This is a genomic window from Nocardia sp. NPDC059177, assembly GCF_042755165.1.
Classification (GTDB): domain Bacteria; phylum Actinomycetota; class Actinomycetes; order Mycobacteriales; family Mycobacteriaceae; genus Nocardia.
The window spans coordinates 105,968-118,638 of record NZ_JBHZBX010000013.1 but is presented as its reverse complement, the minus strand read 5'-3'; the positions used below and the strand labels follow the sequence as shown (position 1 = coordinate 118,638).

12 protein-coding genes and 1 tRNA gene are annotated in these 12,671 nt (G+C 69.4%); 8 read left to right on the top strand and 5 right to left on the bottom strand.

Annotated elements, in window-relative coordinates:
- Positions 1-32: 32 nt before the first annotated feature.
- Complete coding sequence (gene dapA / locus ACFXK0_RS18140; RefSeq protein WP_379411549.1) at positions 33-941, top strand: 4-hydroxy-tetrahydrodipicolinate synthase; 909 nt, start codon at positions 33-35, stop codon at positions 939-941.
- Positions 938-2,980 (top strand): ribonuclease J, encoded by a 2,043-nt coding sequence (locus ACFXK0_RS18135; protein ID WP_379411547.1) that lies wholly within the window; start codon positions 938-940, stop codon positions 2,978-2,980. Before dapA ends, ACFXK0_RS18135 begins: the two co-directional genes overlap by 4 nt.
- A 66-nt stretch (positions 2,981-3,046) precedes the next feature.
- Here the strand turns inward: ACFXK0_RS18135 and ACFXK0_RS18130 are convergent, their stop codons facing one another.
- Both ACFXK0_RS18130 and ACFXK0_RS18125 read right to left on the bottom strand, forming a co-directional pair.
- Positions 3,047-3,601, bottom strand: a complete 555-nt coding sequence (locus ACFXK0_RS18130; RefSeq protein ID WP_379411545.1) for a hypothetical protein — start codon at positions 3,599-3,601, stop codon at positions 3,047-3,049.
- A gap of 53 nt (positions 3,602-3,654) precedes the next feature.
- On the bottom strand, positions 3,655-4,041 hold the full coding sequence (locus ACFXK0_RS18125; protein ID WP_379411543.1) for a DUF4189 domain-containing protein: 387 nt from the start codon (positions 4,039-4,041) through the stop codon (positions 3,655-3,657).
- Positions 4,042-4,329: 288 nt separating this feature from the next.
- Here ACFXK0_RS18125 and ACFXK0_RS18120 point away from each other — a divergent pair, with 288 nt between their 5' ends.
- Entirely contained in the window at positions 4,330-6,885 is a 2,556-nt protein-coding gene (locus tag ACFXK0_RS18120) for a DNA translocase FtsK 4TM domain-containing protein (protein ID WP_379411542.1), read from the top strand.
- 167 nt (positions 6,886-7,052) lie between these two features.
- On the opposite strand, the gene ACFXK0_RS18115 is transcribed toward ACFXK0_RS18120, so the two are convergent.
- Positions 7,053-7,126: transfer RNA gene (locus ACFXK0_RS18115), tRNA-Leu, on the bottom strand.
- 416 nt (positions 7,127-7,542) lie between these two features.
- Between ACFXK0_RS18115 and ACFXK0_RS18110 the strand changes: the two genes are divergently transcribed.
- On the top strand, positions 7,543-8,520 hold the full coding sequence (locus ACFXK0_RS18110; RefSeq protein ID WP_379411541.1) for a TerC family protein: 978 nt from the start codon (positions 7,543-7,545) through the stop codon (positions 8,518-8,520).
- Between the two features lie 53 nt (positions 8,521-8,573).
- Here the strand turns inward: ACFXK0_RS18110 and ACFXK0_RS18105 are convergent, their stop codons facing one another.
- Both ACFXK0_RS18105 and ACFXK0_RS18100 read right to left on the bottom strand, forming a co-directional pair.
- Complete coding sequence (locus ACFXK0_RS18105) at positions 8,574-8,858, bottom strand: YciI family protein (protein ID WP_379411540.1); 285 nt, start codon at positions 8,856-8,858, stop codon at positions 8,574-8,576.
- A gap of 25 nt (positions 8,859-8,883) precedes the next feature.
- Positions 8,884-9,450 carry an amino-acid N-acetyltransferase gene (locus ACFXK0_RS18100; RefSeq protein ID WP_379411538.1) on the bottom strand — a complete coding sequence of 189 codons (567 nt, stop codon included), beginning with the start codon at positions 9,448-9,450 and terminating at the stop codon, positions 8,884-8,886.
- Positions 9,451-9,703: 253 nt separating this feature from the next.
- Here ACFXK0_RS18100 and pgsA point away from each other — a divergent pair, with 253 nt between their 5' ends.
- The 4 genes from pgsA (at position 9,704) to ACFXK0_RS18080 (ending at position 12,410) form a co-directional block, all read left to right on the top strand.
- Complete coding sequence (pgsA, locus tag ACFXK0_RS18095) at positions 9,704-10,360, top strand: CDP-diacylglycerol--glycerol-3-phosphate 3-phosphatidyltransferase (protein ID WP_379411537.1); 657 nt, start codon at positions 9,704-9,706, stop codon at positions 10,358-10,360.
- Positions 10,357-10,848, top strand: coding sequence for a CinA family protein (locus tag ACFXK0_RS18090; protein ID WP_379411535.1), 492 nt, complete (start codon positions 10,357-10,359; stop codon positions 10,846-10,848). Before pgsA ends, ACFXK0_RS18090 begins: the two co-directional genes overlap by 4 nt.
- A 91-nt stretch (positions 10,849-10,939) precedes the next feature.
- Entirely contained in the window at positions 10,940-11,392 is a 453-nt protein-coding gene (locus ACFXK0_RS18085) for a helix-turn-helix domain-containing protein (protein WP_379411534.1), read from the top strand.
- A 196-nt stretch (positions 11,393-11,588) separates the two neighbouring features.
- Positions 11,589-12,410: a PspA/IM30 family protein gene (locus ACFXK0_RS18080; protein WP_379411533.1), complete on the top strand. Its 822-nt coding sequence runs from the start codon at positions 11,589-11,591 to the stop codon at positions 12,408-12,410.
- The last annotated feature ends 261 nt before the right edge of the window (positions 12,411-12,671 follow it).

Below are 12,671 nucleotides of genomic sequence, written 5' to 3'. Positions count from 1 at the left end.
GGCCGCTTCGCGACCGGGTAGCCTTTCTGACCATGACGAACGGTGAATCGACGCCAACGGAGCTGCGCGCGTCCGGCACGGTCGGTGTCGCGATGGTGACCCCCTTCAGCGCTGCGGGCAAGCTCGACGTCGATGCCGGTGTGGGGCTGGCGGCGCGCCTGGTCGATCGCGGCGTCGACCTGCTGATCATCTCGGGGACCACCGGCGAATCGCCGACCACCGCCGAAACCGAGAAAGCCGACCTGCTGCGCGCCGTGGTCGACGCCGTCGGCGATCGCGCCACCGTGGTCGCCGGCGCGGGCACCTACGACACCGCGCACTCGATCGAACTGGCCCGCTCGGCCGAGAACGCCGGCGCGCACGGCCTGCTCGTGGTGACCCCCTACTACTCGCGCCCGACGCAGGAAGGCCTGATCGCGCACTTCACCGCGGTCGCCGACGCCACCTCGCTGCCGGTCACGCTCTACGACATTCCACCCCGCTCGATCGTGCCGATCGCCATCGACACCATCCGGCGCCTGGCCGAGCACCCCAATATCGTCGCGGTCAAGGACGCCAAGGGCGATCTCGTCTCCGGCGCGGACCTGATCGCCACCACCGGACTGGCCTTCTATTCCGGTGACGACGGGCTCAACCTGCCCTGGCTCTCGGTCGGCGCGACCGGATTCATCAGCGTCATCGGCCATCTCGTGCCCGAGAAGCTGCGCGCCATCCATTCTGCCTACGCCATCGGTGACGTCGCCACCGCCAGGGAGATCAACGCGACACTGCTGCCGCTGTTTGCGGCCATGACCCGCCTGGGAGGTGTGGCGATGTGCAAGGGAGCTCTCCGATTGCTCGGTGTCGATGTGGGTGAACCCCGGTTGCCGCAGTTGATGCCGACCCCGGCTCAGCTCGACGAGCTGGCCATGGACCTGCAGGCCGCGGGGGTGACGGCATGACCGAGCCCACCGGGCGCAAGCCCCGCCGCCGTTCGGCCACCCGCGCCGCGGGCGCACCCGAACCCACCCCCGTGCAGACCCCGCCGGTCGAGCAGGCACCGGCGGCCCAGCCCGCCATCGCCGAGCCGGTCGCCGAGATCGCCGCCACCGCTGACCTGGCCGGTGCGGCCGAGGTCGGCACGCTCGGCGTCGCCGAGGGCCGCCCGCCCGCCAAGAAGTCCACCCGCCGGGCCAAGGCCAAGCCCGCCGAACAGGCCGCCCCGCAGCAGCAGGGCCAGAACCGCCGCGGCGGCGGCGGTGGCCGTGGCAGGCAGGGCGGCCGCGGCCGCGGTGACGCCCCCGCCGAGCCGCGCACCACCGCACCCCAGGACCGGCTCGGCGCCCCGCCGAAGCTGCCGAAGAACGGCCTGCGCCTGTTCGCGCTCGGCGGTATCGGCGAAATCGGCCGTAACATGACGGTTTTCGAGTACCAGGGCAAGCTGCTGATCGTGGACTGCGGTGTGCTGTTCCCCGAGGACCAGCAGCCCGGCGTCGACCTGATCCTGCCGGACTTCGGTCCGATCGAGGACCGGATGGCCGACATCGAGGCCATCGTGCTCACCCACGGCCACGAGGACCACATCGGCGCGGTGCCGTTCCTGCTGCGCCTGCGTTCCGACATCCCGGTGATCGGCGCCAAGTTCACCCTCGCCCTGATCGCGGCCAAGGCGCGCGAGCACCGGTTGCAGCCCAAGCTGCGCGAGGTCGCCGAGGGCGAGACCACCGTGCACGGGCCCTTCGAGCTCGAGTACTTCGCGGTCAACCACTCGATCCCGGACGCGCTGGCCGTGGCCATCCGCACCGGTGCGGGCGTGGTGCTGCACACCGGTGACATCAAGCTCGATCAGCTGCCGCTCGACGGCCGCCTCACCGACCTGGCCGGCTTCTCCCGCCTCGGCGACGAGGGCGTCGACCTGTTCCTGGTCGACTCCACCAATGCCGAGGTCCCCGGGTTCGTCACCCCCGAGCGCGAGATCGGCGGCGTGCTCGACAATGTGATCGGCAAGGCGCGCAACCGCGTCATCGTCGCCTCCTTCGCCAGCCACGTGCACCGCATCCAGCAGGTCGTCGACGTGGCGCAGAAGTACAACCGCAAGGTCTGCTTCGTCGGCCGCTCGATGGTGCGCAATATGCAGATCGCCCAGGACCTGGGCTATCTGACGGTGCCCGACAATGTCGTCGTCGAACTCGACCAGGCCGCCACGCTGCCCGGCGACCGGCTGGTGCTCATCTCCACCGGCTCCCAGGGCGAGCCGCTCTCGGCACTGGCGCGGATGGCCCGCGGCGACCACCGGCAGATCAACATCCGCGCCGACGACCTGATCGTGCTGGCCTCCTCGCTGATCCCCGGCAACGAGAACTCGGTGTTCGCGGTGGTCAACGGCCTGGCCCGGCTCGGCGCCACGGTCATCACCCAGCAGAACGCGAAGGTGCACGTCTCCGGGCACGCCTCCGCAGGCGAGCTGCTCTACCTCTACAACGCGGTGCGCCCGACCAATGCCATGCCGGTGCACGGCGAATGGCGGCATCTGCGGGCCAATGCCGCGCTGGCCGTGGCGACCGGTGTGCCCGAGGAGCGGGTCGTGCTGGCCGAGGACGGCGTGGTGGTCGACCTGGTCGACGGCATCGCCTCCATCGTCGGCCGGGTACCGGTCGGGCACGTCTACGTCGACGGGCTCTCGGTCGGCGACGTCGGCGAGTCGACCCTGTCGGATCGCCTGGTGCTCGGCGAGGGCGGTTTCATCTCGATCACCGTCGTCATCGACTCGACCACCGGCAAGGCGGTCAGCACCGAGCTCAACGGCCGCGGCTTCTCCGACGACCCGGCCGCGCTCCAGGGTGCCGTCGAACTGGTCGAGGCCGAACTGCTGCGCCTGGCCGGCGAGGGCATCACCGACACCCATCGCATCGCCCAGGGCGTGCGCCGGGTGGTCGGGCGCTGGGTCGCCGACACCTACCGCCGTCGTCCGATGATCGTGCCGACGGTCATCGGGGTCTGACCGCAGCGAGCACGACGAAACCGCCGGGTGACTATGTCACCCGGCGGTTGTCGTTCGCGTGGCCGATCAGGCCTGGCATGCCGCCGTGTCGAGCTCGGCCGACTTGACGACGTTGCAGGCGAAGGTGTGCGAGACCTTCCACGAGTCGCCCTCGGCGACGAACTCGACGAAGGCGTCCTGCACCTTGTTGCCGTCGATGGTCACATCGGCGTCGGCCTTGAGCTTGCCGTCGACCGGGTCGCCCACGGCGGTGATGACGACGGTGACGTTGTTCTTCTTCGCCGCGTCCACGAACTTGTCGACCAGCATCGGATCCTGGTCGGCATCCTCGATGTAGGTCTTCTTCTCGTCCTTGGTCAGCTGACCGGCCAGCGCCTTGTCCAGGCGGGCGTTGAGCTCCTCGACGGTGGGCTTGGGCAGGTTGGGCGGGGTGGTGGTGGTCGGCTCGACGCCTTCCTCCTTGCCGGGCGCGGTGTCGCCGGTCTCGAAGGCGTCACCGGCGGCGGTGGTCGTGGCCGCGGCACCGGTGCTGGTGTCGTCCTGCGAGCTGCAGGCGGTGAAGCCGAGCGCGGTGACGGCGGCGAGCATGGCTACTGCGGTCTTGATGGAACGGTTACGCACGAATTTCCCTAAGTCTCTCGGCACCGGGCCAGTGCCCGGCAGGTCGTCGTCGGTCAGATCGAGTGGTTGCTGGTGCAGTTCCAGTGCTTGATGTAAGCATTGCCCGGGTTGGCGTTGAGCGCCTCCCGCTTGGCGCCACCGACCGTCGACGCGGCACCGAATCCCCACCAGCCGCGCGAGATCGAGATCGCCCCACAGCCGTTGCGGTAGGACACCTTCACCTCGCAGCCGCCGCCGCCACCGCCGCGCCGGCACGCGTTCATCGCGCCCTGACGCGCGTCACCGTAGCTGCCGTAGTCCTGGGCGTAGCCGTAGACGCCCGCGCGCACATTGGCGGCGATGGCGCCGTAGTAGTTCCCCGACTGCGCCTGCGCCGGAGCGATATGCCCGGCGAACAGCGCCGCGGTGGTCGTGGCCAGCACGGCGGCACTGGTGAGCATTCTCTTCACTGTGATGCTTCCCCTTCGTAAGCACGGGCCGACTCGGCCCGATGGAGCGCAGTCAAGGTACCCAGCCGGTCGGTGCCCGCGCCAGCCGTCGCGGGCCGAAAGGCCGGAATCATCGGTGATCGGTAAGGATTCCGTAAGCGGGCAGCGGCGAAACGCGGTCGCGAGGGGCGTTTCCCCGCCCTGACCGGGGGCCCGCGACCTGCGAATACCTCGGTGGAGCGGGGTGTGACCAGTGTTGCGGATGGTCCGGACGGGGCCGGAGCGGCTAGCCTGATGGTCATGGCAGGTAAGTCCCGCAGCACCGCGACCTCTCGCGCGCGGGCGGGATCGCCTCGGGGGCAGACGTCGCCGGCGCGTTCTCGTTCGGCGACCCCGCGAGCGTCGTCGGCCGCGCGCGGGCGCACCACCGCCGCCCGCAGGCCGGTCAAACGCGCGTCCAGCACCGCACCGCCCGCGGTGATCGGGCGTGGCATCCGCAACGGCTGGACCATGCTCGCCCGCGGGGTCGGCGCCACCACCCGCACGCTGAGCCGGGCGGGCGATCTGGAACACGGGCACCGCCGCGACGGCATCGGCCTGGCGCTCATCGCGCTGAGCGTGATCATCGCCGCCGCCATGTGGCTCTCGGCGGGCGGGCCGGTCGGCCGCTTCCTCGAAGACATCGTGCGCGCTATCGCCGGCTCGGCCGCCGTGCTGGCCCCGATCCTGCTGGTCGGCCTGGCGGTGATTCTCATGCGCACCGAACCGCATCCGGAGATCCGGCCCCGGCTGGTCCTGGGCGGAATGCTGGTCATCGGGCCCGCACTGGGCATCTGGCATCTGGCGGCCGGTTCGCCGACCGACGCGCGCGGACGCGCCACCGCGGCAGGCATTCTCGGCTACGCCGTCGGCGGCCCGCTCGGCCAGGGCCTGACCCCGTGGCTGGCACTTCCGATCCTGTTGCTGGCCATGATGTTCGGTGTCCTGCTGCTCACCGGCACCACCGTGCGCGAGGCGCCCGAGCGGTTGCGCGAATACTTCGGCCTCGGCGAATTCGCCGACGACACCGACCGTTACGACCCGGCCGACTACGACGCCGACGGTTTCCCGCTGCACCGCCCGCGCACCCGCCGCCGCGGCAAGAACCCGCAGGACAACTACCCGCCCGACGAGTTCGGCGGCTCCGACGCGATCACCGAGGCACTGGGCGAACCGCCGCTGCGCGATGCCAAACCCATTGCCGACGAGCCGCCCGCCCCGGCTCCGGCGCCCAAGCCGGCCCGGAAACGCCCGCCCGCCAAGGCCGTCGACCAGACCCCGCCCGCCCCACCGGAACCGGAGTTCGTCACCGACCGGGTGGTCGACGGCGACTACACGCTGCCCCCGCTGACCCTGCTGCTCGACGGTGATCCGCCCAAGAAGCGTTCGGCCGCCAACGAATCGATGATCGAGGCGATCACCGAGGTCCTGGTGCAGTTCAAGATCGACGCCGCGGTCACCGGTTTCGTGCGCGGACCGACGGTCACCCGCTACGAGGTGGAGCTGGGCCCCGGCGTCAAGGTCGAGAAGATCACCGCGCTGGCCCGCAACCTGGCCTACGCGGTCGCGACCGAGAACGTGCGCCTGCTCGCCCCGATCCCCGGCAAGTCCGCCGTCGGCATCGAGGTGCCCAACGCCGACCGTGAACTGGTGCGCCTGGCCGACGTGCTCAAGTCGCCGCACACCCGCAACGACCACCATCCGCTGGTGATCGGCCTCGGCAAGAACATCGAGGGCGAGTTCGTCTCGGCGAATCTGGCCAAGATGCCGCACCTGCTGGTGGCGGGCTCCACCGGCTCGGGTAAGTCGAGCTTCGTGAACTCGATGCTGGTCTCGCTGCTGCACCGGGCCACCCCGGAAGAGGTCAGGATGATCCTGATCGACCCGAAGATGGTGGAACTCACCCCCTACGAAGGCATTCCGCACCTGATCACGCCCATCATCACCCAGCCCAAGAAGGCCGCCGCCGCGCTGGCCTGGCTGGTGGAGGAGATGGAACAGCGCTATCAGGACATGCAGGCCAACAAGGTGCGCCACATCGACGACTTCAACAAGAAGGTGAAGTCGGGCCAGATCACCGCGCCGCTGGGCAGCGAGCGCGTCTACCGGCCCTACCCGTACATCCTGGCCATCGTCGACGAGCTCGCCGACCTCATGATGACCGCCCCGCGTGACGTCGAGGACGCCATCGTGCGGATCACCCAGAAGGCCCGCGCCGCGGGCATCCACCTGGTGCTGGCCACCCAGCGCCCGTCGGTGGACGTGGTCACCGGCCTGATCAAGACCAATGTGCCCTCGCGGCTGGCCTTCGCCACCTCCTCGCTCACCGACTCGCGAGTCATCCTGGACCAGCCGGGCGCGGAGAAGCTGATCGGCATGGGCGACGGCCTGTTCCTGCCGATGGGCGCGGGCAAGCCGACCCGGTTGCAGGGCGCGTTCATCTCCGACGAGGAGATCCACGCGGTCGTCGAGTTCAGCAAGACTCAGGCCGAGCCGGAGTACCAGGAGGGCGTCACCGCCGCCAAGCAGGGCGAGACCAAGGATGTCGACCCCGATATCGGCGACGATATGGACGTGCTGCTGCAGGCCGTCGAACTGGTCGTCACCTCCCAGTTCGGTTCCACCTCGATGTTGCAGCGCAAGCTGCGAGTGGGCTTCGCCAAGGCGGGCAGGCTGATGGACCTGATGGAGACGCGTGGTGTCGTCGGGCCCAGTGAGGGCTCGAAGGCGCGTGACGTGCTGATCAAGCCCGACGAGCTGGACGGGCTGCTGTGGTCGATCCGGGGCGGCGACCCCGGCGCGGCCGAGGACGAGTAGGTCGGGTACGCACGCCGGTCGGCGCACTGGAGCTGGTTTGCTCTGACCGTGCCGGAGCGTGCCCGGCGACGAACGAGGAGGGACCGTGGCTCACCGCGGAGTCGAACCGCGCGGGCGGGCCTTATGAGAGCCCGTCGGCACCTGCGTGAGCCGGGAGGGTGGACGAGTTCCCCCGGCGAGAGTCGAACTCGCACTTGCCGGTACCTGAGACCGGTGCCTCTGCCAGTTGGGCTACAGGGGAAGGCGTGATCGCCCCGGCCAGCGAGGGCAGGGGTGGACTACGGGCGAACGGCCCGCGGGTGGGGGAGGCGCTCGGTGCCGGTCAGCAGTCGCCGGGAGCGCTCGAAAGGCGCTGCGGCAGTGCGGCACCCGGGGCTAGCCGGTGCATCTCGACACGGCGTTCGTACATCGCGGTGGATCCGTTCACGGCTGGCTCCTCTCGTGGTGCCGGGGTGGTGTGACGATGCGTCGACGGTAGCAGCGCGGCCGCGCGGCGGTAAACCGAATATCGGACGATCCGGACGCCGCGCCGGACCGGCCCCGTGCAGGTCGGCGGCCCTGTGTGTGAAATCATGGCGAGCAATCGTTCCGCAAGTCGGCAGAAACGGACATTTCGGGCATGATGGGCGACATGAACTTCATCGATCGGACCACCACATGCAGGTGACCACGCTCGAGTGGGTGATCACCGGCGTCGTGATCCTCGGCTTGTTCGTCTTCGACTTCTTCGCCCATGTGCGCACACCGCACGAACCGACCTTCAAGGAATCCGCGTTCTGGTCGGCCGTCTACATCGGCTTGGCCCTGCTGTTCGGCGGGGTCGTCGCCTGGAAATGGGGCGGCACCTACGCCGGGGAGTACTACGCCGGTTTCGTCACCGAGAAGGCCCTCTCGGTGGACAACCTGTTCATCTTCCTGATCATCATGAGCAGCTTCGCGGTGCCGCGGATCTACCAGCAGAAGGTGCTGCTCATCGGCATCGTGCTCGCCCTGGTGATGCGCGGTGTGTTCATCGCCGTCGGCGCGGCCGCGATCAGCGCGTTCAGCTGGGTGTTCTACCTGTTCGGCGCGTTCCTGATCTTCACCGCGGTCAAGCTGCTGCGCGAGAGCGGGCACGAGGCCGAACACGAGGAACAACGCGACAGCCGCATCGTGGCGCTGGCCAAGCGGATCCTGCCGACCACCGACCAGTACGACGGTGACAAGCTCGTCACCCGGGTCGACGGCAAGCGGGTCGTCACGCCGCTGCTCATGGCGCTGCTGGCCATCGGCTTCGCCGACCTGCTGTTCGCCCTGGACTCCATCCCGGCGATCTACGGCCTCACCGAACAGCCGTACCTGGTGTTCACCGCCAACGCCTTCGCCCTGATGGGTCTGCGTCAGCTGTTCTTCCTGATCGGCGGGCTGCTCGATCGCCTGGTCTACCTGTCCTACGGGCTGGCCGCGATCCTGGCCTTCATCGGCATCAAGCTGGTGCTGCACGCGCTGCACGAGAACACGCTGCCGTTCGTCAACGGTGGCGAGCACGTCACCGTGCCGGAGATCTCCACACCGATGTCGCTGGGTGTCATCATCGGCATCCTGGTCGTCGCCACGGTGGCGAGCCTGCTGCGTACCCGCAAGACCTCCGTCTGAACGCACACTGCCCGGAACCGCGATCGGTTCCGGGCAGTGTCGTGTCTGCCGGCCTATTCGCTGAAGGCGCCCATCACCGGCAGCCACTCGACCACGCGCACCGCATCGATCAGGCCCAGCTTCGCGAACGGATCGTTGGTGAGCAGCTCGGTCAGCGAGGGCGCGTCGGTGGCGCGGAAGATCAGCAGGGCGCCGGTGCCGTCCGGGTAGGGTCCGCTGGTCAGGACGGTGCCCGCGTCGACCAAAGCGTTGAGCCAGGCCCGATGCTCGGGGCGGTTGGTCAGCCGGTCGGCCGCGGTGGCCTCGGAGTAGGTGTAGTGGACAGCGAAGATCGGCACGTCGATCACTTTCTGGCGAGGGATTTCAGAGGGTCAGCAACATCCGGGTGTTGCCGAGGGTGTTCGGCTTCACATAACTCAGGTCGAGGAACTCGGCGACACCGGTGTCGTAGGAACGGCACATCTCGGCGTACACCTCGGCGGTGACGGGAGTGCCGTCGATCTCCACGAAACCGTGCCGCCCGAAGAAATCCACCTCGAAGGTCAGCACGAACAGCCGTTGCAACTGCAGCTCCCGTGCGACCGTGACCAGCCGCTCGACCACCGCACCGCCCACCCCGCGGCCCTTCACGACCGGGTCCACCGCGACGGTGCGCACCTCGCCCAGATCGGCCCACAGCACGTGCAGCGCGCCACAGCCGACCACCCGGTCGTCGAGTTCGGCGACCCAGAACTCCTGCACCGACTCGTAGAGGGTGACCAGGTTCTTCTCCAGCAGGATGCGGCCCGCGTACTCGTCGACCAGGCGCTTGACGACGGGGACATCGGAGGTTCGCGCGCGTCGGACGATCAGACCTGGAACAGGCGCCACAGTGGGCGCGGCGGGATGCGCGTCGCTGGTCGAACCACCCAGTGGTCCCCGTGAGGTCATGGGGTGCACAGTAGTCGGCCCGGTTACCGATAGTCTGAACATGTGCCGCACATCCTGTCGATCCGCTCACCGCATCGCGCCGGGCCCGTCGACCGGATCGGGCGGCACCGTGTGGGCGAGCAAATCGCCTGCGATCAGCGTGGGCGGCGCATTGCCGGGGAATGCCGAGAGGTTGGGGCATGAGAGGTCAGCGCTCGGAGGAGGCAGCCTGCGTAACCACGGAGAGCGCCCGAACATGCCGAATGGACAGAGCATGAGCGTGCGACCGGAAGAGATCGATCGCGGGGTGAGCGAGCCGGCGTCGTTGCGGGCCGGGCACGAGCGGGCCGAGGCTAACGTGCCGCTGCTCAATATCGCCAATGTGCTGACCATCGCCCGGATCGTGCTGGTCCCGCTGTTCGTGCTGGCGTTGTTCGCCGACGGCGGGCACGACACCCGCTGGCGGGTCATCGCCGCCGCGGTGTTCGGCCTGGCCGCGATCACCGACCGCTTCGACGGGCAACTGGCCCGCAAATACGGTCTGGTCACCGATTTCGGCAAGCTCGCCGACCCCATCGCGGACAAGGCGCTGATCGGTTCGGCGCTGATCGGGCTGTCGATGCTGGGCGATCTGCCCTGGTGGATCACCCTGGTCATCTGCGGCCGGGAGCTCGGCATCACGGTGTTGCGGCTGGTGGTGGTCCGGCGCGGGGTGATCCCGGCCGGGCGCGGCGGCAAGCTCAAGACGCTGGTGCAGTCGGTGGCCATCGCGCTGCTGCTGTTGCCGCTGTCGGGCGCCTACGAGACCGCGGGCATGTGGCTGATGTATCTGGCCGTCGCGCTGACGGTGGGCACCGGCCTGGACTACGTCGGCCAGGCGGCGCGGCTGTGGCTGGCCGGCGGACGGGCCAGGAGCGAGTCGCGCTCGTGAGCGATCCCCTCGTCGACGGCGCGCCGGTCGCCGAGCTGGTGCAGGCGCTGAACGCGGCCGGACAGACCGTCGCCACCGCCGAATCGCTGACCGCGGGACTTTTCGCCGCCACCGTCGCCGGGGTGCCCGGCGCGAGCGCGGTGCTGCGCGGCGGGCTGATCGTGTACGCGACCGACCTCAAGAGCGGGCTGGCCTGCGTCGACGACGCGATCCTGCGCGTGGACGGGCCGGTGGCCGCCTCGACCGCCGAACAGCTCGCCGCCGGGGCCAGGCAGCGCTGCGCGGCGGACTGGGGAGTCGGGCTGACCGGGGTCGCCGGACCCGATTCCCAGGACGGGCACCCGGTCGGGACGGTATACCTCGGATTGGCCGGTCCGCGCCACAGCGAGGTGGTCCGGTTGAAACTGGGCGGTGACCGGTGGACGATCAGAATCGGTGCGGTACACCACGCCGTGCGGGAATTGCTGCGCTGCGTGACGACGAACTAGCCGCGGCCGGGAACCACCGGCCGGTGCTCGACGTTGTGCCAGAAAGAGGTGAGCACCGCTACGGCGGTGACACGAGGTGGAGGAGAACGAGATGACGCTGCTGCGGGAGGCAATCGGGGACAGTCTGCGGCGTGCACGTCTCGCCCAGCATCGAACGCTGCGCGAGGTGTCCACCTCCGCGCGTGTGAGCCTCGGCTATCTGTCGGAAGTGGAGCGCGGCCGCAAGGAAGCCTCCAGTGAACTGCTCGCCGCCATCTGCGAGGCACTGGACGTGCCGCTGTCGCGGGTGCTGTGGGACGTGAGCACCATCATGGCCGGCGCCGACGGCTCCGCGCCGCGCGAACCCGCGCTGACCGGCCCCGCCGCCGAGCACGAGGCCGCCGCGCCCGAGCAGGCGGCACCCGCCGACCCGGACGCGGGCGAGGTGCCCGCCTCCGCGAGCGCCGCCGCCGAGCCGGGCCCGCGCATCGGCATCGCCGAGGACACCCGCATCGTCATCCCGGCGCCGCGCGCCGAGATGCTGGTACTGGTGAAGGGAATGTGATGCGGTGAACCCCGCGCCCGGCGCGCGAGACGCTGCACACCGCTGGTGAGAACCGATAGATTCTCACCCAGGCGTCGATGGGGCCGGTTTCACCGGTCCGGGTGCCGCATGGTGAAGGATAAGCACATATCTGGTGCGTGACGGTCGCGCACCACCAGTCGCACGAGCGACGCACAGATGGAGGCGGGATCAATCGATGGCTAATCCGTTCGTGAAGGCCTGGAAGTACATGATGGCCCTCTTCGACTCCAAGATCGAAGAGCATGCGGATCCGAAGGTCCAGATTCAGCAGGCTATCGAGGAGGCGCAGCGTCAGCATCAGGCGCTGTCGCAGCAGGCGGCGTCGGTGATCGGTAACCAGCGTCAGCTGGAGATGAAGCTGAACCGCCAGCTCGACGAGGTCGAGAAGCTCAACGCCAATGCCCGTCAGGCCGTCACGCTGGCCGATCAGGCGGCCGCCGCGGGCGACACCGAGAAGACGATCCAGTACACCAACGCCGCCGAGGCGTTCGCCGCCCAGCTGGTCACCGCCGAGCAGTCGGTGGAAGACCTCAAGGTGCTGCACGACCAGTCCCTGCAGGCCGCCGCACAGGCCAAGAAGGCGGTCGAGCAGAACGCGATGATGCTGCAGCAGAAGGTGGCCGAGCGCACCAAGCTGCTCAGCCAGCTCGAGCAGGCCAAGATGCAGGAACAGGTCTCGGCCTCGCTGCAGCAGATGGACTCCACCCTGTCCGCACCCGGCTCCACCCCCAGCCTCGACGCGGTGCGCGACAAGATCGAACGCCGCTACGCCGATGCGCTCGGTGCCGCCGAGCTGGCACAGAACACGGTGCAGGGCCGGATGATGGAGGTCCAGCAGGCCAGCATCCAGATGGCCGGGCACAGCAAGCTCGAGCAGATCCGTGCGTCGATGCGCGGGGACGCGCTGCCCACAGGCAACAACGCGGCGGCGGTCGATCCGGCGCAGCAGCCCGCGCAGGCCCCCCAGATCAACAAAGGCCAGGCTACGCAGCAGTGATTGTGGAGCGCTGGCGCGCTCGAGTTCGCGGCCCCTTCAGGGCCGCGGGGGGGCCCCCCCGTAGTTTTGCTAAGGGGCGGGACAGAAGGCGGGAGGTCCGGGGCCCCCGCCCCGACCCCCCCTGTTGCCCGCCCCCCCTTCGGGCCCCCCTCCCCCCACCGTTTAGTTCCCCCCCCGCGCCCACCAACCGGGGGCCCCCCCGCCCCCCCGCCCGCCAACCGCCGCTTCGCGCCGATCCCTCCTCGAGGTCGGGATGTGCGG

Excerpts from the sequence above, each read along its gene's own strand:
- dapA (WP_379411549.1), top strand. The coding sequence starts at position 33 with ATGACGAACGGTGAATCGACGCCAACGGAGCTGCGCGCGTCCGGCACG.
- ACFXK0_RS18135 (WP_379411547.1), top strand. The coding sequence starts at position 938 with ATGACCGAGCCCACCGGGCGCAAGCCCCGCCGCCGTTCGGCCACCCGC.
- ACFXK0_RS18125 (WP_379411543.1), bottom strand. The coding sequence starts at position 4,041 with ATGCTCACCAGTGCCGCCGTGCTGGCCACGACCACCGCGGCGCTGTTC.
- ACFXK0_RS18120 (WP_379411542.1), top strand. The coding sequence starts at position 4,330 with ATGGCAGGTAAGTCCCGCAGCACCGCGACCTCTCGCGCGCGGGCGGGA.
- ACFXK0_RS18110 (WP_379411541.1), top strand. The coding sequence starts at position 7,543 with ATGCAGGTGACCACGCTCGAGTGGGTGATCACCGGCGTCGTGATCCTC.
- ACFXK0_RS18100 (WP_379411538.1), bottom strand. The coding sequence starts at position 9,450 with ATGACCTCACGGGGACCACTGGGTGGTTCGACCAGCGACGCGCATCCC.
- pgsA (WP_379411537.1), top strand. The coding sequence starts at position 9,704 with ATGAGCGTGCGACCGGAAGAGATCGATCGCGGGGTGAGCGAGCCGGCG.
- ACFXK0_RS18085 (WP_379411534.1), top strand. The coding sequence starts at position 10,940 with ATGACGCTGCTGCGGGAGGCAATCGGGGACAGTCTGCGGCGTGCACGT.
- ACFXK0_RS18080 (WP_379411533.1), top strand. The coding sequence starts at position 11,589 with ATGGCTAATCCGTTCGTGAAGGCCTGGAAGTACATGATGGCCCTCTTC.